Consider the following 25,158-nt stretch of genomic DNA (forward strand, 5'->3'; position numbering starts at 1 on the left):
TCATACGCACGGTAGGCTGCCATCGCCATAAGGGAGTGACCATGAAGTCGATCGGATTGTTCAAATCTTTGCCCATCAAAGACCCGAACTCGCTCATTGATCGCGATCTTCCCGAGCCGACGCCTGGAGATGCTGACCTCCTGGTCCGTGTCGCGGCGATCGCGGTCAATCCGGCCGACTGTCGCGTACGGCGCCACAAGGCGGACGACGGGCAGTTTGCCGTGCTGGGCTGGGATGTCGCGGGCGAGGTCATCAAGGTGGGGCGCACGGCCTCTGGCTTCTCGGCCGGCGACGCCGTTTATTATGCGGGAGATCTGACGCGTCCCGGCGGCAACAGTGAATTCCAGGCCGTCCACGCCGCCATCGTAGGACATCGGCCGAAATCGATCACGCCAGCCGAAGCGGCGGCGTTACCCTTGACGGCGCTAACCGCCTGGGAAGCCCTCTTCGAGCGGTTGGGACTGTCACTGACCGGGCTGGCCGGAGACCGAACGCTGCTGATCGTCGGCGCCGCCGGCGGGGTTGGTTCGATGGCCATCCAGCTCGCCCGCCTCGTCCCCGGACTCACCGTCGTGGCGACGGCCTCGCGGCCGCAGTCGCGCGCCTGGTGCGAACGGCTGGGAGCCCATGCGGTCATCGACCATTTTGGCGACATGGCGGCCCAATTGACCGCACTTGGGCGTCCGGCGCCGGAGCTGATTCTCCTCCTCAACGACCCGGATCGCCATTATCCGGTGCTCGCTGAGGTTCTGGCCCCCCAAGGTCGGATCTGCTCGGTCGTACCGTTCGACCATCCGCCCGACATCAACCTGATCATGCGCAAGAGCGCGGGTTTCATGTGGGAGTTCATGTTTACGAGACCGATGTTCGCGACCGCCGACAGGGCGCGGCAGGGCGCAATCCTGAATGCGATCGCAGCAATGATCGATGACGGCCGCCTCGTCTCGACCGCAACGGAGACGCTTGGTCTGATCAACGCCGCAAATCTGCGCGTGGCCCATGCCCGGCTCGAAAGTGGCCGCACCCTTGGCAAGCTGGTGCTGTCCGGCTTCTGACCCATCACCTCAACCTTAAGAGAACATGCCGATGAGCACGCAGACGATCATTCAGACTTTCCTGCAGCATATCTTTTCCGGAGCGACGGATCAGGCGCTCGCTCTGGTCGATCCAGAAGCGCGTTTTATTTCGACTCGCCCTGTTCCCAATCCGAACAACCCGCTGCACGGCACATTTGTCGGGATTGAGGGCGCCCGGCGGTTCTTCAGCGGCTTTGGTGAGCTGCTTGAACCGGGTGAGTTCAACATCGAGGCTTCTTTCGCCGAGGGTGAGCACGCCGCAATGTACGGCACACTCCGTCACAGGAGCCGCACGACCGGAAAGCCCTTCCCCAGCGATTGGGCACTGATCTGCCGTGTGAAGGATGGCCGTATCGTTCTTTACCACTTCTACGAGGACACCGAAGCCTTGAGAGACGCTCTCTCGTAATGGTGCGCGCCAGCCCACTCAGTGGTGCATGCGGCAGGTAGAGGGAGATATTGGCGGCCCGTTCTGACCTGCTGCGGAGGTGACCGGGGACGCTGCGTCTGCCCTATCAAATCCGGAACTGACCTACAGATGGCTGGAAAACCAGAAGCCTGACTCGCTGAGGATCGTGGCGGGGCACGGCGGCAAGATCATCGGATCGGCGGGATGACACCGATATCCTGGGCGCCGTTCTCACGCGGCCGCACTCGGGATGGGCGTGCATGACGACTACCCTGCAAAGGGATTGGAACGACTTTGTTGCGAGAACTGGTTGATGCCGCCGACGATTGGCTGGGGCTCAGGCGGATGGAGTTGACGGTCTACACCGACAAGGGCCGAGCCATTCGCCTGTATCAAAGGTTCGGCTTCGAGACCGAAGGAACTCCTATTGGCTCGAATGGCTCCAGCGGAAAAACCCATCACCCCAAGCAGGACGAGCGTCGAAGGCGCGTCCTCCCTGCCCTGCTCCTCTTGCCGGCTTCGGTAAACGGCATCGACGAGGTTTGTCCAGATCACATTCTTGCCTGTCATCGCCGCACTCCAGCGACGTCAAAGAAATGGGCTGCCGTTGCCAGCAGCCCTAGTTCGGGAGGAGCGACGCCGCCTGTTGCACAAGGGGAGCGGGTCGCGAAAGCTCCTTACCGTTAGGCGCTCTCGTTTGAAATCCCCTGTCGCCTATGTAATCGATTACGACATTATATTTTCCAAGCGGACCTATTCTATGACCGGGGAGACACAGGCCGAATGTGCTCTGTTTCGCCTTCACGGTGGCTGTTGCCTGCGCAATCTCTTTGCTCTTGCCGCTAAGCGGGACGACGTCAAAAAAACCTAGGACGGCAAAGCTGGCTGTCTGGTAGAGTGCGGTGGTGGGGGTCTTCTGTACCTGATGAGAGGTGCGGGATGACCAGAATCTCAGGGCGCCAGCCGCCCGACCGCGAGCGGGTGCTGCGTCCCGCCTGTCGGCTGTGCCCGGCCTGCGGATTGCCGATGCGGATCCGCTACCAGAACCACCGCACCCTTGTGACGCTGACGGGCTCGGTGCGCTTGCGGCTCAAGATCCGCTGGTGCGAGACCATCGGCTGCGCCCGCTTCCACAAGCCGTACCGGCCCGAGGCCGAGGGCGCCCTGGCCTTGCCCCAGCACGAGTTCGGACTGGACGTCATCGCCCTTGTCGGGGCCTTGCGCCACCGCGAGCATCGCAGCGTGCCCGAGATCCATGCGGTGCTCATCGCGCGGGGTGTCGCGATTGCTGAGCGCAGCGTTACCAACCTTCTCGACCGCTATGATGAGCTGCTCGCCACCCGGCTGATGGAGCGCCGGCCGCTGCGGAAGCTGCTGGCCCAGCAAGGGCGGGTTATTCTGGCGTTGGATGGCGTGCAGCCGGATGTCGGCCATGAGGTGCTGTGGGTCATCCGCGACTGCCTGTCCGGCATCATCGTGCTCGCCCGCAGCCTGCTCTCCGGCCGGGCGAAGGATCTTGCGGTTCTGCTGCGCGAGGCGGTGGATGCGGTGGACGTGCCGGTCGTGGGTGTGATCAGCGACGGTCAAACCGCCATTCGCCAGGCGGTCGCCCAGGTGCTGCCAGGCGTGCCGCATCAGCTGTGCCAGTTCCATTTCCTGCGCGAGGCTGCTCATCCGATCTTCGAGGCCGACCGGCATGCCAAGAAGGAACTCAAGAAGCAGGTGCGCGGCATCCGCCGGATCGAACGCACCGTGGAGGAGCGGGATGATCCGAAAGCGGCGATCATGCAGGGATATTGTGCGGCGGTGCGCAGCGCGATCACCGATGACGGTCGGGCACCGCTCGCGGCCGCGGGCCTCAAACTGAAGCAACGGCTGGAGAAGGTCGCCGGCAGTCTGGACCGGGTGCAGCAAAAGGGGGCTTCGCGCCGGCGCTCACGCGACTGCACCAGATGATTGACCGAGCGTTGGAGCGTACGGCCGCCTTATGGCCGGACGTGGAGTATGCCTACCGGTTCGTGCACGCCGTGGCGCATTGGCTCGGCAACCCGCACGAGGAAAGCGCCACCATGATACGGCGGCGGGTAAACGGGGTGCTGGGCGCAATGTGGCGGCATCGGGCCAGGGCCGGGACGCTGGCCGAGGCCTTCGATCATTTCCTGAAGGTCACGCGCAGCTATCGCCCTGGGCTGTTCCACACCTATGCGGTACCGGACCTACCGCGCACCAACAACGATCTCGAACAGCTGTTCGGCTCCCAGCGCTATCACGAGCGGCGCGCGACCGGCCGCAAGACCGCCGCGCCCAGTGCGGTTCTGCGCGGCTCGGTCCGGCTGCTCGCCGCCACCGCGACCCGCGTGCAGGCTCCCACGGCGCGAGATCTGGGCGCCGCGAACCGAGAGCACTGGAGGAGCCTGCGCCAGCGTCTCGAGCGAGGTCGCCGCGCGCGAACTCTACGCACCCGCTTTCGCCATGATCCTGCCGCCTACCTGGCCGCTCTCGAACAGCAGGCCTGCCAGTTAACTTTGCCGTCCTAGAAAAAAAGGCAATCACATGATCTCGCGGCATTGCTTTCTGTCACGGGCCGAGGGAGTTTGCTCCATCCGGCTCTGTCACGAACGGGTCGCTTCTTCGCGCGCTGCAATCGCTTCAAAAGGACAGATTGACTGTCTGTGATCCGGAGGAAGAATAAATGATCTCTATCGATGGATGAAAAGAGAAGATCTAACCCTTGAACGCAGACTCATGGTCACGCTAGAAGCTCTCGGAGAGATGGGGCGTTCTGTTCGTTCATCTGGAGTCGGTGTGCAGCGTTGATCGCGGCGCTCCTCTTGAGACTGGACGTCGTTCTTGCCGCTCGGAATTGATCATGACGGATCTCCGAAGCGATGACGCTGCCTGGCATCTAAGCAGGTCATCAACAGCCTTCACGAAGGATCACGCCATGAGGAAAGTTGTTGCGGCCAAGTTGCACGGCATCCATGTGACCGAGGCCAACTTGAACTATCATGGCTCGATCACCCTGGATCCGGATCACTGTGAAGAGGCCGGGATCTTGCCACTCGAGTTCGTGGAGATCTGGAACAAGAACTCCGGCGCCCGGATCTCGACTTATGTGATTCTGGGCGCGCGCGGATCCCGGTGTTGCATCTTGAACGGGGCTGCGGCGCGAACCTGCCAACCTGGGGATCAAGTCATCATCTGCAACTCGATCTACATTCCGGAGGGGCAAATCACCGAGATAGCTCCGAGGATCCTGACCTTCGACCAGGCGAATAACGTCGTTGAACGTCTCAGTTATCACGTCGGGGTCGATGCAACGGGACGCTATCAGTTTTCGATTCTCAATGAGGCAGGCGACAGGCAGCCGATCCCCCTTCTCACGGGCGTCGGGTGAGCTTGCACACGTTGTTGATGAGCGGATGACCGATGACTGAAGGAGTAGCGCGGCTCGTGCGCCCCAAGCCTCACATCGTCTTCGACCACGTGACCTTCGCGCACGGGGAGAAAGTTGTTTTCGACGGCTTCTCCCTCTCGCTGCAGGAGCGGCGCGTTGGCCTCATCGGAGCCAATGGCTCGGGCAAGAGCTCGTTGCTTCGACTGGCCCACGGCTTGGCTCTGCCGACGGGTGGGACCGTCACGACCGTCGGTCTCAATACGGCCACGCACAGGAGGCAGATCCCGTCCCGCGTCGGTTTTCTGTTTCAGAATCCTGATCGCCAAATCATCTTTCCCACCGTGGGTGAGGAGATCGCGTTCGGCTTTCGGGAGCGCGGGATTCCACGCCGGGAAGCCATGCGTCAGGCTCTGGTTTGGCTCGATCGGTTCGGGAGAGCTGAGTGGGCTGACCGGGTTGTGCACGAGCTGTCGGAGGGACAAAAGCAGTTGGTCTGCCTGATCTCCGTCCTCGCCCTCGAGCCCAGTCTGATTGTGCTGGATGAGCCCTTCGCCAGCTTGGATCTTGCCACCCGGCTCGCCTTTGTGGACCAGCTGCGGGCGCTCGAGCAGCCGATCGTCATGGCCAGTCATGATCTCGATTTCCTGGCACCCTTCGATCGCATTGTGTGGCTGGAGCACGGGCGGGTTCGGGCCGATGGACCGCCCCGGGACGTCCTGGAGGCCTACACAGCCGGGGCCCATCGGGGGATAAAAGAGTTCGCATGATTGCCGGGTATCTTGCCAGTCCCACGTGGCTGCACCGTGTTCCGGCCGGACTCAAGCTTGCAGCGGTCACGGCCTTGAGCCTTCTCGTGCTGCCGGTGACGGATTGGCGGGTGCTCGGGGCGGGATTGGTCTTGGTGCTGGTGATTTACGTCAGCCTGGGGCGCGCGACCTTGCACCGCTTGGCCTTGCTCAAACCGTTGATGCCGTTGCTGCTCGCGATCGCGCTGCTCCAGGGCTGGTTGGAGACGTGGCCCGCGGCCGCGGCCTCGACCACCCGCATTCTCCTGATGGTGCTGGCCGCAAGCCTGGTGACCTTCACCACGACCATGCAGAGCATGATCGACGCCTTAGCTCCTGTTCTGGCGCCGCTCAGACGGCTGGGGCTCAATCCGCGCGTGCCCGCCCTCGCGATCGCCCTGGTGCTCCGCTTCGTTCCGGTTCTGCTGTCCGCGTGGCAGCAGCGGGAGGAGGCGTGGCGCGCCCGCACCGGTCGCCGTGCCTCGCTCAGGCTGATCCCCTCTTTCATCGCCGAGGCCCTTCGCATGGCCGACCAAGTCGCCGAAGCGTTGGATGCGCGCGGCTTCAATACCCATTCGCCCGCTCACCACCCTCCAGGAGACCAGCTATGACCACCCGCGAGTTCGTTCGCATTGCGCTGTTTGCAGCGATCATTGCCGCCCTCGGGCTTCTGCCCAAGATCGACCTTCCCTTTGCGGCCGGTGTCCCGGTGACTGCCCAGACCCTCGGCGTGATGCTGGCCGGCGTTCTGCTCGGTCCGCGCTCTGGCGCCGCGGCGGTTGTGCTGTTTCTCGCGGTCGTGGCGCTGGGGGGGCCGCTCCTGGCCGGCGGGCGCGGTGGGTTCGGGGTCTTCTTTGGCCCGACGGTCGGTTTTCTGCTGGGCTGGGTTCCTGGCGTGATGGTGACCGGGCTGGTGTTTCGGGCGCTGCCCAAGCTGCCCGCCGGTGTCTCCGCCGCGGCCGCGTCCATCCTGGGCGGCATCGGTGTCATCTATGCCTGCGGCATCGCCGGTCTGGCCCTGATGACCGGATTGCCGCTGGCGAAAGCGGCCCTGGCCAGCCTCACTTTCCTGCCCGGTGATCTCCTGAAGGCCATCGCCACGGGTGCAGTTGTGGCGGCCATGCCGGCGTCCACACGCTTGCGAGCCTCCGTGCCGCAGCCATGAACGTGACCGCGGCCCTAACAGTGCACGCCCAGGCCGCCCCGGATCGCCTCGCACTGATCGTCGAGGACGAGGCGCTGACGTACGCGCAGCTGGAGGACTGCGTCTCCCGCCTGGCCGCATCGCTGTCCCAGGAGCCTGCCGGCGGGATTGCGCTGCATCTGCCCAACGGCCTCCCTCTCGCCCTGCTGAGTCTGGCCGCGGCCCGCGCGGGCCGCGAAGCCCAGATCCTGGATCCGGATTGGCCGGCGGCGATGACGCAGAGGGTTCTCACCAGTCTGCGGCCGGCCCGTGTGTTCACCTCCGACCCGCGTGTCACAGCCGATCAGGCCGTTCTCATGGATCCATCGGCGTCGCCGCAAACGCTCAGCGCGTCTCTGGTTCCTCCATGTCCCGGAGCGGTCCCAAAGACCGATCCTGGCACAGCCTTCTATGTCGGCTTTACGTCCGGGTCGACCGGGGAGCCCAAAGGGTACCGCCGCTCGCATCGCTCCTGGTTGGAGAGTTTTAAGGGCGATGCGCTCGAGTTCGGCCTTGGCCCCACCGATGTCGTCCTCGCCCCCGGGACGCTCACGCACTCCCTGTTCCTGTATGCCTTCATGAATGGCCTGCATGCCGGAGCAACGGTCATCTTAAGCCGTCGCTTCAAGCCGACACAGGTTTTACAGCTCATCGACCAGCATCGGGCGACGGTGCTGTATGGCGTGCCGACACAGCTTACCCTGGTGATCGAGGCGGCCGAGGAGGGGCAGCACGGACCATCGTCGTCCCTGCGCTGGATCCTGAGCTCGGGCGCCAAGTGGTTCTCTGACACCTTGCCACGCCTCAAAGCCCTGGCGCCCCATGCCCGCTTTGCCGAGTTCTATGGCGCATCCGAACTGAGCTTCGTGACCGTGGCGAAGGGCACCGAGCCGGTGCCGGCGACGTCAGTGGGCCGGGCGTTCCCGGGCGTGACCATCACCATCCGCGATGAAGATGCGCGTGTCCTGCCGGTGAGCCAGCCGGGACGCGTGTTCGTCGACAGCGCTCTGGTGTTCATGAACTACGCTTATGGCGGCAGCGGCGGCTGCTGGCGCGCGGGAGCGGCAGTCTCGGTGGGGGATGTCGGCTTTCTTGATGCCGGCGGTTTTCTGCATCTGGTCGGCCGCGCCAACCGCATGATCGTCTCGTCCGGCAAGAACGTTTATCCGGAGGAGATCGAGCGGGTCTTCGAACGGCACCCGGGCATTGCCGCCGTGGCTGTGCTCAGCATGCCCGATGCCCGGCGGGGCGAGCGGATCATTGCGATGGTGGCTCTGCGCGATCAGACCGTCACTCGGTCTGCTCTCATCGCGCATGGCCGCCAGGCATTGCCGCTGTTCAAGGTGCCGCGGCGCTATGGGGTGGTCAGCGACTGGCCGCTGACGCGCTCAGGCAAGACGGATCTTGACGCCCTGCGTCAGGCTTGGCGTCAGGGCCGCTACGAGCCCCTGCGATGAGCCGCGCGTTCCTGATTGCGGCCCGGCGCCTCGCCGTCACCCCGCGCGGGGGTGCGTTGGCCGGCTTTGAGGCGCACGAACTGGCAGCAGGGCCGATCCGCGCGGTGCTCGCCGACGTCGGCATCTCGGCCGCACAGGTCGATGAGGTCATTCTGGGCAATGCTCTGTACGGCGGCGGCAACCCGGCCCGCCTGGCCGCGCTCGCCGCGGGCGTGCCGGAGGCGATCCCCGCCCTGACGCTCGACACCCAATGCTGCGCCGGCCTGGACGCAATCCTGGCGGCAGTGACCCGGGTTCGCGCGCGCGAGGCCGACCTGATCGTGGCAGGCGGCGTCGAGAGCTACAGCCGCGCGCCGATGCGGATCAGGCCGCCCAAGGGCCCTGACGACGCGCCCCAGCCGTATGACCGCCCTCCCTTCACACCGTGGCCGGGTCAGGATCCAGACATGATCCCAGCGGCGGCAGCCTTGGCGGAAGACCTTGCGATCCGGCGTGCCGATCAGGAGGCGTTTGCCATGGCGAGCCACGGCAAAGCCCTGAGCGCGCCGCCATCCGATGAGATCGTGCCACTCGGTGGGGTCGCGCAGGATACCTTCTCACGCCGGCTGACACCGGCGCTCTGTCGTCGGCTGCCGGTGCTGGCCGGCGACACGGCGCATGGCGTGACGGCGGCGACCGTGGCCGTTGAGGCCGACAGCGCCGCCGTTGTTCTGGTGGCCTCCGCGTCCATCGCAAAGCACATTGATGGCACGGTTTTAGAAGTGGTCGGGGGAGCCCGGGCGGGCGGAGACCCTGGTCGTCCGGGGCTGGCGCTGGTCCCGGCAGTCCGCAGACTGCTTGACCGCCAGGCGGTGATGGTATCTGAGCTGTCGGGCGTGGAAATCATGGAGGCTTTTGCCGTCCAGGCGATGGCCGCGATGGCCGCTCTGGGCCTCAACCCAGCTCTCGTCAACCGGGGTGGCGGCGCCCTGGCACGGGGTCATCCCATTGGCGCTTCAGGCGCCATCCTGGCCGTTCGGTTGTGGTATGAGATGGCGCGGTTGCGAGCTGGTGGCTTCGGGCTCGCCGCGATTGCGGCGGCCGGAGGACTGGGAAGCGCCCTTCTCCTCCGCTCTTCCGGAGATCGTCATGGCTGAGCCCTTGCGCGTCAGGCAGGCATCGGATCTCGGCCAATTCCTGCATCAGCCGCTCGGTCCGACCGCTTGGCGCCGGGTGGGGCAGGATGCCATCACTGCCTTCGCGGCGCTGACCACCGATCCGCAATGGATTCATGTTGATCTGGCTCGCGCTGCTGATGAACTGTCCGGCGGGCGAACGATCGTTCCCGGTCACCTGCTCCTCGCCCTCCTGCCTTCTTTGGTCCGGGAGACGTATGTCGTGACAGAGGCCCGGAGCAGCTGGCTGGCAGCCCTGCGCAATGTGCGCTTCCGGCAGGCCATCGGATGCGACGCGCCGTTCCGGCTGTGCGGGCGTCTTCTGGCCGTGCGTCAGCGAGGGCTGACAACATTCGTGGAGATGCAGTGCGAGTTGGTGTTAGCCGATCGCACTGTTGCAATGGAGGTCCATCGCGTCGATGCATTTCGGAGCTAACAGAGTTTAGCCGCTAAACCGCTCTGCGAATACACCTCATTGATATCGCCCATTGCGACGAGCGCCAGCCTCTGATGTCCCTGATCCCTCAGAAGGCTCGGTGCGCGCCATGTTCGTAAAGAGCATCCGAGCCGAGGTTTACCGAAAAGGCGGCTGGCTGCGAGCAGTGCTTCTTCATCCTTCTATCAACCAGAGCTCGACTTCCGGCGCAAACCACGACACAAGAAGGCTCTTCATCAACTCAAGTGCGCTATGACAGCGATCCTGAAAGACCTCGGCACACGCACCCTGGTCATGGGTGTCCTGAACGTCACGCCTGACTCGTTTTCGGACGGAGGTCTGTTCAGCGATCATGCCGCTGCAGTCCGACATGCCCGCGAGATGGAACAGGCCGGCGCCGACATGATCGACGTCGGCGGGGAGTCCACGCGCCCAGGCCATACGCCCGTGGGCGCCGAGGAGGAGCAACGGCGCGTGATCCCGATTGTTCGGGAGCTTGCACAGATCCTGACGGTGCCAATTTCCATCGATACCTATCGGGCATCCACCGCCCGGGCTGCCCTCTGCGCATCTCGCGGATCGTGAGCAGCCGTTTCACGCGATGGTCATCTTGGTGGAGGTGCCGGTCTCATCGGGACCCGAAGGGCCGCGAAGCGAAACACCAGCCGATGCGGCTCCTGGCGCATGCGGGGCTGACGCTTCGTGCGCCAATGCTCGCGGGCCTGGCGCACGTCGCAGCGTCCTTGTTCGCTGGCCCGCAGCGTTTTTTTGAAGCTGTAGCCCTGGCGGATGAACCAGCGTGCGATGGAGGCGGGCAGGATCTTGGTGCCACGGGCCGCCAACTCAGCCGCGAGTTGCGGCATGGTGATGTCGCCCTTCTCAGCGACACGATGGAGCAGGAACTCACGATGCGGATCGAGCTTGGAATAGCGCCAACCGCCCTCTGGTTTGGCGGCCAGGCTGCCGGTGGCCCGGTAGGCCGCCATCAGCCGGACCACGAACGCGACCGAGACCTCGAAGTGGCGGGCTGCCTCATGGCAGGAATGGCCCGCCTCGACAAAGCGCGCCACCCGACGGCGCAGATCCAGTGAATAGGACTTGGTCATCGCTCATCTCCTCCTGGAAAGAGGGCTGAGACAAATGAATCACGAAGCCGCCACGCCGAAAAGCCTTCGATTCTGTCAGAACCGACGTTGCTCTAGCTGTTTAGTGGCGGAACGTTGTTGGGATCGGGTGCGTTGCGCGATTGAGGAGTATGCTTGGCGCTTTGACGGCCTGCGGCGCCGAGCTGCTCACCGCAGGAGGCCATGATGCTGGCCATCCATCCCCAAGCCCGCGCCCCCGGCCGTCCGACTGGAGATCGCCCGCTCCGCCGAGCCCACGGGCGTGCTGGCCAACCGCTTCGGCGTGAACACGGAAACCATCCGCAAATAGCGCCAGCGCGGAGCCAAGGACTGTCAGGACCATAGCAGCCGACCGCACAAGCTGCCCTGGAACGCCACCGCGGAAGAGCGGGCGATCGTCTGCGCCCTGCGGCAGGCCATCGAGGCTTTCCGCTCGATGACCTCACCTTTGTGGTCACGCATTTCCTGCCGCATCTGAACCGGGACGCGGTCCATCGCATCCTCAAGGCTGAAGGTCTGGGCCGCCTGCCGCCGGCGAAGCAGCGCAAGCGCCGGAGCGGCACGTTCAAGGACGACGATCTTGGCTTCGTGCACATGGACATCAAGCATCTGCCGAAGCTGAGAACCGCCAATGGCCAGCGCCGCAAGCGCTATCTGCAAGCGCTATCCGTCTGTGGCTATCGACCGCTGCTCACGTTGGGTGCACCTGGCCGTCAAGGACGATGAGCTGACGGGCAGCGCGATCGCCTTGCTCAAAGCGGCGATCCGCGCTGCCCCCTTCAAGATCACGCACGTGCTCACCGACCGCGGCTCCTGCTTTACGGCTGATGGCTTCGAGGCGGCCCGCCGCAAACTGAAGGTGGAGCACCGCAAGACGAGGCCCTACACGCCGCAAACCAACGGCTTGGCCGAGCGCTTCAACGGGCGGGTGCAGCGTGAGGCGGTGGGGATCACGATCTCCAGCCATCGGGATCTCGAGAAGTTGCTCAAAGGCTTCAACCAGGCCTACAACATGAGAGCCAGCGCGTGCTCAAGGGGGCTTCACCCGAGCAGGACGTGCAACGGCCCTGGCCGCGGAGTCCAAACTCACCAACGCGCGCTTCAAGCCGCCCGATCCCGATGCTCTCCCTCAAGCTCTGCAAGTCGTTGCGGCTGCCAAGGAGGTTTCGCATCCAGACAGCTACTCCTTCATTGCGATAGACTTGCACCATCTACTCCTTACCGGTCTCCCGGCGCACCTTGTTCCGACCCCTACTACCTGAAGCTGGAGGTTGAATATGGTGCTGGCAGTCGGGCTCGAACCGACATATCGATTAGTACAGTGTATTCCAAATTCCCTGCGTCTACCACTTCGGCCAGGCAGCTCATAGCCGCTCTACGCATTACGATCCGAACACGCGGCTACGAACCAGTCGCAGAAGGCACGCAACCCTCGGTTCGCATTTTTATCCGTAATCACATAGTACCCCTGGTCGGAAAGTGTAGATACATTTGACAGGATTATCAGGTCGCCCTGCGTCAGTTCACGGCGAAAAACTTCTATCGGGCACAGCGCGACGCCATGGCCTGCGATTACTGCCGTCGCGAGCAAATTGAAATCTTGATAAACGGGGCCGTGGATCAGCCCCTCTGGACGGAATCCGGCCTTGTCAAACCAGTCTTCCCAGGCAGACGCCACTTCATCATGCAAAAGGGTAGCGCCATTCAGCTTCTCGTCGACTCCGCTTTGTTCAAGATAGTGGGGGCTTGCGACGGGCTTATTCGTCCGCGAAAATAGGAGGGTCGAAGATAATTCCTCCGAGGCTGCGTTCTGATGTGTGATCAGCACATCCTGGCGTTCAACATCGAAATGCTCATGCGCGCGAGCATAGGCCACCTCAACGGTGATCTCGGGATGTAGCGCTGAGAACTTTGGCAAGGCCGGAATCAGCCAGCGGGTTGCAATTGACGGTATGCACGCTACGGAGAGACACTTGCGCTCCCGACGGATGCGTAGCGACTGCGAGACGGCGGAAATCGCGAGTAGCGCCATCTGTACGGTCTGCAGGAACTCCTCTCCTGTTGGAGTTAGGACAATGCCTCGACCTGACCGCTCAAAAAGGCGTCGCCCAAGCCAAAGTTCCAGCTTCCTGATTTGCCCGCTGATTGCCGCATGGGTTACATGCAACTCTTCCCCCGCTTTGGAAAGGCTCGATAGCCGTGCCGCAGCCTCAAATGCTTGAAGCGTATTTAATGGCGGAAGAATCACTCAGGATGACCATGCTTTCTTAGTGCGCAAATCTACCGGCCAAGCCTTTGGAAGGAAAGCCATGAGGTGCTCAGAGCAATACGCTAATCGTTTCGGCCAAGGCAAGAAGCTCCGCATCGTAATTCTTGCGTCCCATTAGCATGAGGCCTGTAGGTGTGCCGTCAGCACATCTTAACGGCAAAGACACCGCACAGAGGTCGAGCACATTCGCAAGCTGGGTGTTTCTTAATGCGAGCGCGTTCAGGCGTGCAAATTCTGCAGGATCTGTTAAGTCGTCCAATCGGGGCGGAGCGATGGCGACCGTTGGTAACACCATCGCATCTATACCGTCGAACAGGGCGTCCGCAACCTCACGTTGCTGCGCCATGCGCATCTGTGCTGTGACGTATTCGACCGCGGGATGAGTCAGTGCTGCGAAAAGACGCTCAGCTACGATCGGATCGTACTCTGATCGGCGATCGAAAAGTGCTCCATGGGCCGCTAAACCTTCAACGGCAGTGATCCGTCCCGACATCAGCACCCGAATTGGCTCAGCCCAGTCGACGTCCTCAAGGAATGACAAACTTACACCTGCCGTAGTGAGGCGCATCAGTGCTGCTTCGAAAGCAGCCAAAACCGGATCGTCATGGGGCCCAATCGCTAATGGCGGAACGACCCCCAGCCGCAATCTTTCCTGTGCAGGAGCCACAGTTTCGAGGGACACGCCACACAAAACTTCCGTCAGCAATCTACAATCCGCCACATCCCGCGCCATTGGAGCCACGGTGTCGAACGAAGCCGCGAGAGGAAAGCTCCCTTGAGTTGGAATTCGCCCGCGCGTCGGCTTGAAGCCGGTTATACCACAGAATGCAGCCGGGATCCGGCCGGAACCACCCGTATCAGTCCCAATCGTGGCTAGGGCCATGCCATCGGCGACGGAAACCGCACTGCCCGACGATGACCCACCTGGGGCCCGGCCCAGGCGCTCGTCGCGCCGCCAAGGGGACCGCGGCGTACCGAAATGCGGATTAAGTCCTAGTCCCGTGAAGGCAAACTCTGACATTGACGTGTGGCCGATGATCACGGCGCCCTCGGCCCTGAGACGCGCGACCGCCGTGCTGTCGACCAACGATGGCGACTTTTCGCGCAGCACTGCCGCTCCTGCATGGGTCACCTGTCCCTTTACGTCGAACAGCGCTTTGACGGAAATGGGAAGTCCGAGTAAACGGCCACGTCCACAGCCGGCCCTTAGAAGCCGGTCGGCAGCCTGCGCCTCGGCTCGAGCAGTTTCGCGGAAAACTGCGGTGAAGGCCGTGTGCCCCTCGCCCGCCGCTGCATCAATCTGCGCGAGGCAAGCATCCAAAAGCGCTTCAGCCGAGACTGTGCCCTGCACCAGTTGCTGAGAAGCTTTGTATAGGGTCAGACAAGAGTGAGTCATTTCACGCAACTTCCAGTACTGCCTCAATCTCGACAGTCATGCCATTCGGGAGCGACCCCATGCCGATCGCAGATCGCGCATGGCGCCCGACATCCCCCAACACCTCGACCAGCAGATCGGAGCAACCATTGATGACTGCAGGATGTGCAGAGAAATCGGGCGTCGCATTAACCATACCGAACAGCTTAACGACGCTGCGCACCCGAGACAAATCTCCGACAGCCTCTTTCGCTACTGCTAGCAGGTGAAGGCCTGTCAGGCGTGCGTCCTGATATCCCTGTTCAATGCTTGTGTCGCGACCCAGAACACCGCTGCGGTAGCCGCCATCTGGCTCGCGGGGACCTTGCCCCGACAGGAATAGGAGATTGCCAACAAGTCGAAACGGCACATACGTGAAAAGCGGGCGGGCGGTGGGCGGCAATTTAATTCCGATCTCAGCAAGACGCGCTTCCGGCGAAGGACTCATAGTCATCACCATTCCTTCCAGCCAAGATAGCTGCACGCGATGCGCTCAAAGATGCGGGTTGAGGCTTCAAGTTTTTCGAGCACAACATACTCATCAACCGCACCGCTCATTCCGACCTCACCAGGTCCGACGATGACCATTGGCAACCCGAGCTGAGGTGCGATTACGGCACCGTCTGAATAATATCCGACACCGCCTGGACCAGGGTTGGTCACCCCTTGGGAACGGCATGCTTCGACGCATAATTTCACGAACGGATGGTCGTCGGGTGTATCAACCGGCAGCTTGAGGTCGAGTTGTTCCACTGCAACGTGCGGCCCAGCGATCGCGCGAAATGCGTCGACGACAGACTCGGCAGATTGACCTGGGACCAGCCGCACGTCGATATCGGCGGATGCTAAAGGAGGCACCAAAGGAGTCGAGAGCCCACCACGGATAACACCGATGTTTACCGTTGGCGGCTTCACGTGACGGTGGGCAGGCGCATCAAGTCTTAAATCGTGGACCTTATCCAGGTAGCGCGCTAGGCGAACAATAGCATTGCCGCGGTCGCCACCCCGGCCCTCTGAGAAGGCGTTGTGGCCGTATTCGCCTGTCGCGGTTGCACGTAGCCACAGTGCGCCTTTCTCCGTGACAAATGCACGGTTGCCGGTCGGCTCAGATACCAGAAGGGCCCCCACGCCGTCGAAATGCCCATCCTCAACTAAACGGCGTGCACCCAGACAATTCGAGTTCTCGGCCGCGGAGAAGGTTAGCAGTAAATCGCCCTTGAGCTTCTCGCCCGAACGAAGAATGTTGAGTGCGGCCACAGTCATCGCTGCCATGCCGCCTTTCATGTCAGTCGCTCCTCGGCCATACAGCAGACCGTCCCGGATCTCTCCCGCAAAAGGATCGACACTCCATTTCTCAAGCTCGACATCGATTGTGTCAAAATGCGCTGAGAAGGCTAGACTCGGATGCCCCTTTCCGCTTCCCGGGATACGAGCGACCAGATTGGTACGGCCAGGAGCTACCTCATAGACTAGAGGCTCAATGCCCTCGGCGCGCAGCTTCTCAGCGACGATCATCGCTGCTAGACGTTCATTGCCAGGCGGGTCGACAGTATTCTGTGCTATCAAAGCCCGGGTTAGCTCAATGGTTTCTGATGTCATGTTACTCATTACATTCACCACACATCGTGAAGCAGCCGACCATATCCAGGAATGGTCGTCGACCAGCCGGTTAAGCTGAGAGCATGCCAAAAGGCTGCTTGATTGCTCACCACAGTCGGAAGCCCCGTTGCCGTCTCAATTCGTTCGATCACGTTTAGGGCCTTGGTACCAGTACAGGAAATGAAGATCGCGTCCGCCCTTTGGAGATCAGATGCCATCGCCGCCTCGACGAACACCTCCGCTGGGATTGAGCCAATCGCATGATCTGTATCAAGGCCCATTGCACGGACTGAAGTGAGCTCAATTCCATTCTCGATCAGAAAACGCATAACGTTACCGGTCATCTGGAGCGTGTACGGCGTGACAAGAGCGATTCGACGCGCATTCAGCCGGCGTAAGGCGGCGAGAGCTGCGGTCGCAGGATTTGTGCATGCCACTCCGGGGCGGCCGCGCTGAACCAATTCTGCAATCCGGCAGGGACCAATCAGTGTTGAGGCGGACGTGCAGCCAAACACGATGGCATCCAGACGCGAATCTGGGATGAGAAGTCGCGCTGCAGGTTCAAGCTCATCAGCCAGCGCAAGAAAGGTACGGTCGCTGTTTGGAGTCTCAAGAGGGATGCGAGTTGAAAAGACGCCAATCTCGTCTGAAGGTACCAGACAGTGGAAATCGCGCTCTATGACAGGATCCGTCGAAAGTACTATAAGACCAATCCGTGCCTTCCATCCATAGGGCTCTTCAAGCGGCAGATGCGTCACGTGTAATTGCGCTTCGACCGATCTGTTTTCTTTAGCTGCTGTCATACGACTGTTCCTGGTACTCAGAAGAAGGTGCGAATTGCTCCAGTGACGCGATAGTTGTCGTCCACAGTCAGGAGGCAACGCCATTTATCGAATGTAGTGCAGACATGCGAGACCCCGAAACCAACCATGTCACCCACTGCCAGTGGACTGCCAACAGGAACTTCTAAATAGGCATGCTGATCGTTTAAACGTAAGACACGATGGCCCGGCGGTAGGGGTTGAGGTACAAGCATCTGGCCAGGACGTAACCAGCGCAACGGCAAGGGCATGTCCCAATCGTGCGAGATGTCTCGCTTACCCAATGTCGCAAACGCAAGCCCCGGTTCCGGCATTGACTGCACCGCGGCCCAGACCTCGAGCGCTGCTTCAGGGCGTGAGACAGCGAGCGCAGCTGCTTCCGGAGAGCGCTCGCAGATACGTCGAAAGGCGCGATCATAGGCGATGCTGTCATGGGTAATGTAGCAGCCGGAGCGAATCACCACTCGGTGCGGACGCGATCCCGCAAATCCCATGAGGCCGCGGCTGCACAGATCGAAAAACTCTGTTCCGCCAGCTGTCAGCAGGATTTCGTCACAGCCCCAAAGTCCCTCCGAATCACTGACCTGAGCTAACTCCAGGATGGACTGCATCATTGCAGAAACTGCAGCCTCTCGCGCGGCTTGGTCGGCGCCCGGCACGATGCCTTCATACCCTTCAATTCCGGCGAGCAACACGCCGTCAGCCTGGCTAATGTGCCTCGCGAGATCCAACGCACGCTTTACGTCACGGACGCCAGTGCGCCCACCAGTGACTCCGACTTCTATTAGAAGTTTAAGCGGGGCAATATCGGAGCGATGAACCCATGCACTTATTAGCGCGGTGACGTTTTCGTGGCTGTCAACCAATGTATAGAAGTTGAGATCCGGATGAGTCGCAGCGCAGTCGAGGGCAATTGCGATATTGCCGTCACCTACCAGTTGATTAGCAAGAATCACCCGGCGAATGCCGATAGCGGCAAAAAGCGCCAGTTGCTGCGCGGTAGCGGCCGTCAAACCCCAGACACCGTCCTCCATCTGCATACGAAACAGTTCCGGTGCTAGCGAAGTCTTGCCATGAGGTGCGAGATCTACGCCCGCGCTCTTCAAATACTCCGCCATCCAAGTGCGGTTACGCATCATCGCTGTTTCCCGCAACAACGCCACGGGCAACGGCAACCGCCTATCTCCCAGAAAGAATCCCGCCTGCCCTACATCTGCAAATTTACCGGCGAACGAAGCAGGTATTCCCTTGCATAAAATCCCGGGAGACTCCTGTCCGAGTTGCTCCAGTGTATGCGCCATGACCGAGGAGTCATAGGGCTGGGAACTTAGGGATATGGACATGATACCAATCTCTTTTAGGCCGGGCCGCTATGCCTTGATATGCGCCTATCGGACAATGATAAGGCCTGACTTGCTGGAAAGAAAAGCAACATTCTATTTCAGATCTGTTAGCAAGAATTACAGGTCGTGTCGAAGCGCTGCACTCGTATGTGCCCGCTATCTCTGCACGCCTTTAGGTATGTATATGCATGACAGGTCTTTGAATGCGGCTTCAAACTGTAAGTATTATATACATATCTGTAAGAATTTTCAGGTTGTTTGGGCGAGATTTCTGACTGATTGTTTCCTGATCGGCTGCCCGGATAATCAAAAGCACAGGCCCAAGATTTAGGAAGCAAGCGGCCAAAAAGCAGAAAAAATTAAGGTGCAGCGACAACCTTCAAGCCATTGTGAAATAAAGGGAGCCAAAAATGAATCGTATGCTGAAGACAGTTCTCGCTATTATGCTTTTGTCGGGAGCTTCAAATGCACAGGAGGCGAGTACTAAGTCCTTGCGTGTTGGCAGCGACATCACGTCTCCTCCATACATTTTCTTTGATAACAGCAAAAAGCCCGCGGGATTCGACGCAGAATTTATGGAAGCACTCGCAAAGGCAGGCAATTTCAAGCTGGAATTTCTTGATACTCGTTTCGAGAACCTTATTCTTGGTCTTAGCGCTAACAAGTTTGATGTCATTGCGTCGTCAATGTTCATCAAACCGGAACGCGCGAAGCAGATCGACTTTATACCTTATGCGAATGCTGGTCTCGGCATCGCTTCCGTCGCAGCGGCGGAGTTCCAGCCGGAGACTGTCGATAAACTCTGCGGTAAGCGCGTCGGGTTGATTAAGGGAGCGGCTTATCGCGACACTATCCAGAAGATTTGTGCGGAAAAGGGCGAGGGCGTTGACATTCGTGAGTACCCGACCTCGGCTGAAGCAACGCAGGCGCTGCTCTCTGGGAATGTCGATGCCCAAGCAGATGATGCCGCTGTGCTCAAGGTTGCCGTTGATAAGACTAACGGCCGTGTGAAGATCAGCAGCAAGGAAGTTCTATTTCCAGTGGTCTTGGGGCTAGGTGTCTCCAAACAGCATCCTGAGATCAAAGGTACACTGGAGCAGGCGTTCGAGACTATCAAGAGTAACGGCGTCTATAAGGCATTACTTGCGCGTTACAACCTGAGTGCTCCGTCTGAAGCGCAGTTCAAGGCAGCTACAGGGGAGAAGTGATCTGCTGCTCCTCATACGGCCTGCCAATCTGGCGGGCCGTATAGCCCTGACTGGTCGTATTGGGAATAGAGTCAACAAATTAACTGCGAAGGTAAGCATTTGAATGGGCGCCATCGATTGGTATTATGTCTTAGACCTGATCTTGGACGCCGACTTCTGGCGAGCAAGTGCTATGGTCGTCGTTCTTTCAGTGCTGACCTGGAGCGCAGGGCTAGTTCTCGGTCTGGGTGTCGCTCTGTGTAAGGATTCTCCGGTTCGTGTAGTCAGGACTGGCGCCGAGATCTATGTCTGGTTTTTCCGAAGCTTACCTTTGCTCGTGCTGCTTATATTCGTTTACAACCTGCCGCAGCTCTGGCCGCAAGCCGGCCCCATGCTTTCGAACCCATTTACCTCGGGCCTGATTGCTCTCATCATCAGCGAAACCGCCTATATCGCCGAGATCCATCGCGGTGGGTTGCTCGGCGTCCCGAAAGGGCAGCATGAGGCAGGACACGCGTTAGGAATCCGCTTTTTAGGGCGGCTGCGCCTAATCATTGTCCCACAGGCCTTTCGCATTGCCCTGCCAAGCCTTTCTAACGAGTTTATCACTATCGTTAAGCTCACGTCGTTGGTCTCTGTGATCTCGCTTAACGAGATCCTGATGGTCGGCCAGCGCCTCTATACTCAGAACTTCAAGGTTATTGACACGCTCATTGTAGTGGCCCTCTTCTACGTAATGATCGTGTCGGCTTTCAACGCACTGCTTTCAATTCTCGAGCGAAGGCTGGATGTATCGCGCACTAACCAGAGTACCGTCGATTCTGCACTACCCTCACAAGTCACCTCGTTATCCAAGGTAGAGCGTACTCCGCTTAGCCCTCATGCACCTGCCGTAGTCTCAATCGACCGTGTGTCGAAATCGTTCGGTGCAAAGCACGTATTGCGCGATGTCTCGCTGCAGGTGCGCGAGGGTGAGGTCGTATCGATCATAGGCCCATCAGGTTCGGGCAAGACGACTCTCATCCGGACCGTCAACATGCTTCAAGATATCGACGCAGGCGCGATTAGGCTTTACGGGAAGGACTGGATCAAGGCATTTGAAGGCAAGTCTTGGCGTGCAGCAGATTTTGACAGGCGTATTACGGAAATCGGAATGGTGTTCCAAAGCTTCAATCTTTTCCCGCACTTGAGCGTACTTGAGAATGTGATGCTTGCGCCTCAATACCACAAACGCGGTGGTCGAGTTAAGTTGAAGGAGAAGGCGATGGCTGCGCTTCGCCGCGTGGAGATGCAGGCTCACGCACTGAAGTACCCTCACCAGCTCTCTGGGGGGCAACAACAGCGTGTCGCAATCGCTCGGGCAATAGCGATGGAGCCGCGCATCATGTTATTTGACGAGCCGACCTCAGCGTTGGATCCGGAACTGGTGAACGAAGTTTTGCGGACGATCGAGAGTCTAGCTGCTGACGGAATGACGATGATCATCGTCACTCATGAAATGCGCTTCGCTCGCCGTATATCAGATCGGATCGTATTTATGGAGAATGGTGTCATCGAAGCGGACGATTCCCCTGAAGCCCTATTTGCTGCCAAAGAGAACCGGGTAGCGACCTTCCTCCTTCAATCTATGCATTAGGCACGGCTCAACCGTAGCTGTTGTTTCCTCATGCGCTATGAAAGCATGGGCGGGCCCATCCGGCATTCGCCACGGCGGAAAGTTTGATCATCTGTCACGATCATCGCAAGCATTTTGTTGCGGCGTCTAGCCCGGTTAATTCACGGCGGCTCTTTTAAGGTTGGCTGTGCGAGCCTTACTGGTAGGTCTGACCGGATTTCAGGCATGTCCTCCCCGTCTCCGAGCTGTCTGCTTGGCGGATGAGGGCGGCGGGTTTGTCGGTGGACGGGACAGGGCTCGGGTCAGGGGCGTGTGCGCCCCTTCGATCAGGTGACGAGGCGTGGTAGACGGCCGATGACCACCCGCAGGATCGTCTGATCGGGGCAGGCGCTCGGCAAGTGCAGTCGGATCTGGGTCTTCAATTCAACCACCCGGGCAGCGATCTTGATCAGACGCAGCCGCAAGGTGTCGAATTGCGCAACACGCCAGAGCGAGCGCTTCGGCATCATCGCGCGCAGGCCCCACATCAGCCAATAGGCGCCCGCATGCAGAAACAAACGGAACTGGTTCGCCGTCGCCCGAGGGCAGGACGTGCGGTCGGCCGCCAGGTGGGTTTTCCAGGCCTTAATGTGATTTTCCGCCGTGCCGCGCCGACAGTAGATCCGCTCATAGAGCGTTCTGGCTTTACCGCCGGCAAGATTGGTGACGATGAACCGCGTGTCGCTGCCCTGCTCGCCTGCTTCCACACGAGCGATGATACGCTCAACCCGGCTCCAGCTCTCGGCGCCGTCGAAGAACTCCATGAAGCGCCGCACCTTGCCTGTGGTGGGAGCCGCGGCAAAGCGCGTCTTGGCGCTCGCCTCCAGACCCACGATGTGCCGGCGCAGGGTGGAGGTTGTCGCCACGCCGAGAATGAAGTCGATGCGATTGGCGCGGCACCAATCGATCACCAGCGGACCGCAATAATGGCTGTCGGCCCGGATCAGGATGCGGGTGGTGGGCCAATGACCTCGGATGGCTCGGATGAGCCGGCGCAGATGAGCCCGGATCTCGCGGCCCTTGGGCCGCCGGGCCGGCCGCAGCACGGCCGTGATGAAGCGACCCTCGCTGTCGAACACGACCATGGGTTGGAAGCCGTATTCGTCATAATGGGCATTGAACAGGCGCAGTTGCTGGCCGCCGTGAACGGCATCGAAGGTGTCGTCGATGTCGAGTACGATCTGCTTCGGCACCTGTCGGAACGAGGCGCAGTACAGCTCGATCATCGTGCGTCCCATGCGCAGCAGCGACCGCGCATCGGGCACATTCTCCAGGCGCGAGAGCGTGGGTTGCGAGGCGAGATGGCGATCCGATGGCAGCACGTCTTGCGCCATCTTGAAGATTGGGTCGGCGCGCAGGCTCGTGGCGTCGTTGCAATCCTCATAACCGGCGGCGATCATCAACAGCCGGAAGCGGATCAGATCAGCCAGGCGATGAACGACCTGATCCTGCGATCGTGGGTCATCAATGCACGCGGCGAGCCGCTCGGCGACACCCAAACGCTTCTCCACCTCGCGCAGGGCGAGAAGGCCAGCATCAGACGACAGCAGGCCGCCGTCGAACCGAGCCACAACGGTTTTGCCGCCAACAGATGACAGGCCCGGCAGCGGAAGTGTAGAATGGTGCATGGCGGGTGGGTTCTCCCAGAAACGGCGCGGATCGGCTTCAACAACCAAATCCTAAGTCATCTCAGGGCCTTGAGCTACGCCCGCCAACCCTCCATGAATTTTCCAGGCTAGCTTTGAGCAGAAATGATCAACGCGGCCCATCTATTCCCATCTGTCATAAATTGATGAAGATCATTCACTGTTCTCGATAAAGCATTTGTGATCCCAATTGATGGCAGAGCCGTGTGACCTATCGGAACTTCAAATACGTCAGAGGGGAATGACAAGGTAGCCACTCGGTTCATGCACATCGGGAATTGGAGGACAAAATGCTTAGAAACTTGATCGCGGCGCTTGTCGCAACTGTCTCAACCGTGCTGGTGACTGTCTCGCCAGCGCAGGCACAGGCGCGAAATCCGCTCAAAGTAGCGCTAACAACATGGGTTGGTTACGGCCTGCTGCACCTTGCCGATCGCAAGGGACTCTTTAAGGCCAACGGCGCTGACGTAGAGCTCATTACAGTTCAGGACAAGCCATCTACCGCCGCCGCAATCGCAACTGGCCGCCTTGATGGCTGGGCAACGACAGTTGATACTTTCATCTTCTATAATGCACAGAAAATCGGGGCCAAGCAGGTTCTTGCGGTTGACTTCTCTAAGGGCGGTGAAGGGATCATCAGCACGAACGACGTCAAAGATGTAAAGGACCTCAAGGGGCACTCAATCGGTGCTGAGGAAGGGTCCAGTACCTATTTCTTTCTCCTGAATGTCCTTGCTGACGCTGGTCTCAAGGTCAGTGACGTCAAGTTGCAGAACATGCGGGCGGGCGATGCAGGTGCAGCGTTTGTTGCCGGGCGTCTTGACGCGGCCGCAACGTGGGATCCTTGGCTGTCCCAAGCCGGCAAGCGCTCCGGCGGACGCGTCCTCGTTGACACCAAGGCAAAGCCGGGGCTGATCGTTGACACCGTCGCGTTCCGGGCAGACGTGCTCGAGAAGCGACCCACCGATGTCGCTGGCGTAATCAAGGGCTATTTTGCTGCCTATGATTATTGGAAAGCAAACCCCGAAGAGTCCAACAAGATCATGGCCGAAGCTCTCGGAACGAAGATTGAGGACTTCAATTCTTCGTTGGCGGGTCTTGAGTTCGTCTCCCGGGAGGCAAACAAGCAGTACTTTGGAACACCCTCCACACCTGGTGAAATCGCTGGCGTTATCACGCGCGGAATCGAGTTCTACCGCAACCTCGGGCTTGTTAAGGACGCCATGGATCCGAAAAGCGTCGTTGATGCTGCGCCGCTCAACAATGTCCTCAAGAATTGATCAACCGCGCACACACCTGGAGCAAAGCTGATGACCTCCCACTCCAGCCAGCAAGTTGCTACCGCGTTTCGCGGTAGCAACAAAGGGCGTCCATCCCCGGTAGAGGCTCACCCAATGTCTTTGTTTAACAACCTCTTTGCCGTGCGACAAACGCTCCCCCGGAAAACGGCGGCAACACTTTCGCTGACTTTTTTCATTGCGCTCGTTCTACTATGGTCCCTCGCATCCGGGACCGGATGGATTACGGAATTCTTCTTACCGTCACCTTATACAGTAGTCACATCTGCATGGCGTCTCTACGTCCACGAGGGCATGCTGGGCGATCTTGCCGTCAGCATTTATCGGGTAGCAATCGGCTTCCTGCTGGCCGCTGCCATTGCGGTCCCGCTAGGTTTGCTTATGGGATCTCTTCAGTTATTCCGCTCCCTTCTTGAGCCATTCCTAGCCTTTCTCCGTTACATGCCGGCCACAGCGTTCATCCCACTTCTGGTATTGTGGCTTGGAATTGATGACGCACAGAAGTTCGCGGTCATCTTCATTGGCACATTCTTCACGCTGTGTCTGATGGTAATGGCAAGTACACTCACCGTACCGGTTCCGCTGATCGAATCTGCAATGATGCTGGGTGCATCCAAGCGCCAACTCATTACAAAGGTGATCTGGCCGGCCGCAAAGCCGGCTATCTTTGACAACCTGCGGATCGTGCTAGGTTGGGCTTGGACCTACATTGTGGTGGCAGAGATCGTGGCAGCCTCGAGCGGTGTTGGCTACGTTATCCTTTCGGCATCCCGCTTTTTGGACACAGGTACGATCTTCGTTGGCATCCTGTCGATCGGGATCGTTGGTCTAGTCAGCGACCTTGCTTTCAACGTAGCCGCACGCTGGCTCTTCCCCTACATTCAACGCTCCCGCGCTTAAGCAAAT

At 60.1% G+C, this 25,158-nt stretch carries 24 protein-coding genes and 1 pseudogene; 17 read left to right on the plus strand and 8 right to left on the minus strand.

Translation table 11 applies throughout. The features are described 5' to 3' along the window. The first annotated feature begins 41 nt into the window (after positions 1-41). The 12 genes from JO965_RS27990 to JO965_RS28045 all read left to right on the plus strand — a co-directional run bounded on the left by JO965_RS27990 (position 42) and on the right by JO965_RS28045 (position 10,482). A complete protein-coding gene (locus JO965_RS27990; RefSeq protein WP_203445325.1) occupies positions 42-1,055 on the plus strand; it encodes a zinc-binding alcohol dehydrogenase family protein in 1,014 nt (337 codons plus the stop codon). A 31-nt stretch (positions 1,056-1,086) separates the two neighbouring features. Beyond that, positions 1,087-1,485 (plus strand): nuclear transport factor 2 family protein, encoded by a 399-nt coding sequence (locus tag JO965_RS27995; RefSeq protein ID WP_203445326.1) that lies wholly within the window; start codon positions 1,087-1,089, stop codon positions 1,483-1,485. A gap of 297 nt (positions 1,486-1,782) precedes the next feature. Then, positions 1,783-2,172 (plus strand): hypothetical protein, encoded by a 390-nt coding sequence (locus JO965_RS28000; RefSeq protein ID WP_246777034.1) that lies wholly within the window; start codon positions 1,783-1,785, stop codon positions 2,170-2,172. Positions 2,173-2,511: 339 nt separating this feature from the next. Next, positions 2,512-4,022, plus strand: a protein-coding gene (locus JO965_RS28005) for a transposase (RefSeq protein ID WP_203445519.1) whose coding sequence is annotated in 2 segments (ribosomal slippage) — positions 2,512-3,397 and positions 3,397-4,022 — 1,512 coding nt in all. Because the reading frame shifts where the segments join, the coding sequence is not laid out codon by codon here. A gap of 407 nt (positions 4,023-4,429) precedes the next feature. Beyond that, the gene (gene panD, locus JO965_RS28010; protein ID WP_203445327.1) at positions 4,430-4,882 is read left to right on the plus strand and encodes an aspartate 1-decarboxylase; all 453 of its coding nucleotides are present in this window, start codon (positions 4,430-4,432) and stop codon (positions 4,880-4,882) included. 32 nt (positions 4,883-4,914) lie between these two features. Beyond that, on the plus strand, positions 4,915-5,649 hold the full coding sequence (locus JO965_RS28015; protein ID WP_203445328.1) for an energy-coupling factor ABC transporter ATP-binding protein: 735 nt from the start codon (positions 4,915-4,917) through the stop codon (positions 5,647-5,649). After that, the gene (locus JO965_RS28020; protein ID WP_203445329.1) at positions 5,646-6,278 is read left to right on the plus strand and encodes an energy-coupling factor transporter transmembrane protein EcfT; all 633 of its coding nucleotides are present in this window, start codon (positions 5,646-5,648) and stop codon (positions 6,276-6,278) included. The genes JO965_RS28015 and JO965_RS28020 overlap by 4 nt, the downstream gene beginning before the upstream one ends. Then, entirely contained in the window at positions 6,275-6,832 is a 558-nt protein-coding gene (locus JO965_RS28025) for a biotin transporter BioY (protein ID WP_203445330.1), read from the plus strand. The genes JO965_RS28020 and JO965_RS28025 overlap by 4 nt, the downstream gene beginning before the upstream one ends. Further along, on the plus strand, positions 6,829-8,307 hold the full coding sequence (locus tag JO965_RS28030; RefSeq protein ID WP_203445331.1) for an AMP-binding protein: 1,479 nt from the start codon (positions 6,829-6,831) through the stop codon (positions 8,305-8,307). Before JO965_RS28025 ends, JO965_RS28030 begins: the two co-directional genes overlap by 4 nt. Further along, the gene (locus JO965_RS28035; protein ID WP_203445332.1) at positions 8,304-9,443 is read left to right on the plus strand and encodes an acetyl-CoA C-acyltransferase; all 1,140 of its coding nucleotides are present in this window, start codon (positions 8,304-8,306) and stop codon (positions 9,441-9,443) included. Before JO965_RS28030 ends, JO965_RS28035 begins: the two co-directional genes overlap by 4 nt. After that, positions 9,436-9,897 (plus strand): MaoC/PaaZ C-terminal domain-containing protein, encoded by a 462-nt coding sequence (locus JO965_RS28040; RefSeq protein ID WP_203445333.1) that lies wholly within the window; start codon positions 9,436-9,438, stop codon positions 9,895-9,897. The genes JO965_RS28035 and JO965_RS28040 overlap by 8 nt, the downstream gene beginning before the upstream one ends. Before the next feature lie 252 nt (positions 9,898-10,149). Beyond that, the gene (locus JO965_RS28045) at positions 10,150-10,482 is read left to right on the plus strand and encodes a dihydropteroate synthase (RefSeq protein WP_371826945.1); all 333 of its coding nucleotides are present in this window, start codon (positions 10,150-10,152) and stop codon (positions 10,480-10,482) included. A 20-nt stretch (positions 10,483-10,502) separates the two neighbouring features. Here JO965_RS28045 and JO965_RS28050 read toward each other — a convergent pair whose 3' ends face one another. After that, the gene (locus tag JO965_RS28050) at positions 10,503-11,003 is read right to left on the minus strand and encodes an IS630 transposase-related protein (protein ID WP_246777035.1); all 501 of its coding nucleotides are present in this window, start codon (positions 11,001-11,003) and stop codon (positions 10,503-10,505) included. Positions 11,004-11,207: 204 nt separating this feature from the next. Here JO965_RS28050 and JO965_RS28055 point away from each other — a divergent pair. Beyond that, positions 11,208-12,283 (plus strand): annotated as a pseudogene (locus tag JO965_RS28055) (DDE-type integrase/transposase/recombinase). Positions 12,284-12,396: 113 nt separating this feature from the next. On the opposite strand, the gene JO965_RS28060 reads toward JO965_RS28055, so the two are convergent. The 6 genes from JO965_RS28060 to JO965_RS28085 all read right to left on the minus strand — a co-directional run bounded on the left by JO965_RS28060 (position 12,397) and on the right by JO965_RS28085 (position 18,467). Next, positions 12,397-13,269, minus strand: coding sequence for a LysR substrate-binding domain-containing protein (locus tag JO965_RS28060; RefSeq protein WP_203445334.1), 873 nt, complete (start codon positions 13,267-13,269; stop codon positions 12,397-12,399). 70 nt (positions 13,270-13,339) lie between these two features. Next, positions 13,340-14,713, minus strand: a complete 1,374-nt coding sequence (locus tag JO965_RS28065; protein ID WP_203445335.1) for an amidase — start codon at positions 14,711-14,713, stop codon at positions 13,340-13,342. Continuing rightward, entirely contained in the window at positions 14,688-15,152 is a 465-nt protein-coding gene (locus tag JO965_RS28070; RefSeq protein ID WP_203445520.1) for a RidA family protein, read from the minus strand. The genes JO965_RS28065 and JO965_RS28070 overlap by 26 nt, the downstream gene beginning before the upstream one ends. A 5-nt stretch (positions 15,153-15,157) precedes the next feature. Continuing rightward, entirely contained in the window at positions 15,158-16,303 is a 1,146-nt protein-coding gene (locus JO965_RS28075; protein ID WP_246777036.1) for a M20 family metallopeptidase, read from the minus strand. Positions 16,304-16,317: 14 nt separating this feature from the next. Then, positions 16,318-17,106, minus strand: a complete 789-nt coding sequence (locus JO965_RS28080; protein WP_203445337.1) for an aspartate/glutamate racemase family protein — start codon at positions 17,104-17,106, stop codon at positions 16,318-16,320. Positions 17,107-17,123: 17 nt separating this feature from the next. After that, the gene (locus tag JO965_RS28085) at positions 17,124-18,467 is read right to left on the minus strand and encodes an amino acid aldolase (RefSeq protein WP_203445338.1); all 1,344 of its coding nucleotides are present in this window, start codon (positions 18,465-18,467) and stop codon (positions 17,124-17,126) included. 410 nt (positions 18,468-18,877) lie between these two features. On the opposite strand from JO965_RS28085, the gene JO965_RS28090 reads away from it, so the two are divergent. Both JO965_RS28090 and JO965_RS28095 read left to right on the plus strand, forming a co-directional pair. Further along, the gene (locus JO965_RS28090; RefSeq protein ID WP_203445339.1) at positions 18,878-19,675 is read left to right on the plus strand and encodes an ABC transporter substrate-binding protein; all 798 of its coding nucleotides are present in this window, start codon (positions 18,878-18,880) and stop codon (positions 19,673-19,675) included. A 103-nt stretch (positions 19,676-19,778) separates the two neighbouring features. After that, entirely contained in the window at positions 19,779-21,290 is a 1,512-nt protein-coding gene (locus tag JO965_RS28095) for an amino acid ABC transporter permease/ATP-binding protein (RefSeq protein ID WP_203445340.1), read from the plus strand. Positions 21,291-21,595: 305 nt separating this feature from the next. On the opposite strand, the gene JO965_RS28100 is transcribed toward JO965_RS28095, so the two are convergent. Then, positions 21,596-22,936 (minus strand): IS1380 family transposase, encoded by a 1,341-nt coding sequence (locus JO965_RS28100; protein ID WP_203445341.1) that lies wholly within the window; start codon positions 22,934-22,936, stop codon positions 21,596-21,598. Between the two features lie 308 nt (positions 22,937-23,244). On the opposite strand from JO965_RS28100, the gene JO965_RS28105 reads away from it, so the two are divergent. Next, on the plus strand, positions 23,245-24,234 hold the full coding sequence (locus JO965_RS28105) for an ABC transporter substrate-binding protein (protein ID WP_203445342.1): 990 nt from the start codon (positions 23,245-23,247) through the stop codon (positions 24,232-24,234). Between the two features lie 30 nt (positions 24,235-24,264). Then, a complete protein-coding gene (locus tag JO965_RS28110; RefSeq protein WP_246777037.1) occupies positions 24,265-25,152 on the plus strand; it encodes an ABC transporter permease in 888 nt (295 codons plus the stop codon). Positions 25,153-25,158: the final 6 nt, after the last annotated feature.

Source organism: Microvirga sp. VF16, assembly GCF_016864375.1.
Classification (GTDB): Bacteria; Pseudomonadota; Alphaproteobacteria; order Rhizobiales; family Beijerinckiaceae; genus Microvirga.

What these genes read in the sequence shown, in the direction of transcription:
- JO965_RS28100 (WP_203445341.1), bottom strand. Translation starts at nt 22,936, where the DNA reads ATGCACCATTCTACACTTCCGCTGCCGGGCCTGTCATCTGTTGGCGGC.
- JO965_RS28095 (WP_203445340.1), top strand. Translation starts at nt 19,779, where the DNA reads ATGGGCGCCATCGATTGGTATTATGTCTTAGACCTGATCTTGGACGCC.
- JO965_RS28015 (WP_203445328.1), top strand. Translation starts at nt 4,915, where the DNA reads ATGACTGAAGGAGTAGCGCGGCTCGTGCGCCCCAAGCCTCACATCGTC.
- JO965_RS28025 (WP_203445330.1), top strand. Translation starts at nt 6,275, where the DNA reads ATGACCACCCGCGAGTTCGTTCGCATTGCGCTGTTTGCAGCGATCATT.
- JO965_RS28070 (WP_203445520.1), bottom strand. Translation starts at nt 15,152, where the DNA reads ATGAGTCCTTCGCCGGAAGCGCGTCTTGCTGAGATCGGAATTAAATTG.
- JO965_RS28110 (WP_246777037.1), top strand. Translation starts at nt 24,265, where the DNA reads ATGACCTCCCACTCCAGCCAGCAAGTTGCTACCGCGTTTCGCGGTAGC.
- JO965_RS28080 (WP_203445337.1), bottom strand. Translation starts at nt 17,106, where the DNA reads ATGACAGCAGCTAAAGAAAACAGATCGGTCGAAGCGCAATTACACGTG.
- JO965_RS27995 (WP_203445326.1), top strand. Translation starts at nt 1,087, where the DNA reads ATGAGCACGCAGACGATCATTCAGACTTTCCTGCAGCATATCTTTTCC.
- JO965_RS28040 (WP_203445333.1), top strand. Translation starts at nt 9,436, where the DNA reads ATGGCTGAGCCCTTGCGCGTCAGGCAGGCATCGGATCTCGGCCAATTC.
- panD (WP_203445327.1), top strand. Translation starts at nt 4,430, where the DNA reads ATGAGGAAAGTTGTTGCGGCCAAGTTGCACGGCATCCATGTGACCGAG.
- JO965_RS28050 (WP_246777035.1), bottom strand. Translation starts at nt 11,003, where the DNA reads ATGACCAAGTCCTATTCACTGGATCTGCGCCGTCGGGTGGCGCGCTTT.
- JO965_RS28020 (WP_203445329.1), top strand. Translation starts at nt 5,646, where the DNA reads ATGATTGCCGGGTATCTTGCCAGTCCCACGTGGCTGCACCGTGTTCCG.
- JO965_RS27990 (WP_203445325.1), top strand. Translation starts at nt 42, where the DNA reads ATGAAGTCGATCGGATTGTTCAAATCTTTGCCCATCAAAGACCCGAAC.
- JO965_RS28035 (WP_203445332.1), top strand. Translation starts at nt 8,304, where the DNA reads ATGAGCCGCGCGTTCCTGATTGCGGCCCGGCGCCTCGCCGTCACCCCG.
- JO965_RS28090 (WP_203445339.1), top strand. Translation starts at nt 18,878, where the DNA reads ATGAATCGTATGCTGAAGACAGTTCTCGCTATTATGCTTTTGTCGGGA.
- JO965_RS28105 (WP_203445342.1), top strand. Translation starts at nt 23,245, where the DNA reads ATGCTTAGAAACTTGATCGCGGCGCTTGTCGCAACTGTCTCAACCGTG.
- JO965_RS28030 (WP_203445331.1), top strand. Translation starts at nt 6,829, where the DNA reads ATGAACGTGACCGCGGCCCTAACAGTGCACGCCCAGGCCGCCCCGGAT.
- JO965_RS28075 (WP_246777036.1), bottom strand. Translation starts at nt 16,303, where the DNA reads ATGACATCAGAAACCATTGAGCTAACCCGGGCTTTGATAGCACAGAAT.
- JO965_RS28045 (WP_371826945.1), top strand. Translation starts at nt 10,150, where the DNA reads ATGACAGCGATCCTGAAAGACCTCGGCACACGCACCCTGGTCATGGGT.
- JO965_RS28085 (WP_203445338.1), bottom strand. Translation starts at nt 18,467, where the DNA reads ATGTCCATATCCCTAAGTTCCCAGCCCTATGACTCCTCGGTCATGGCG.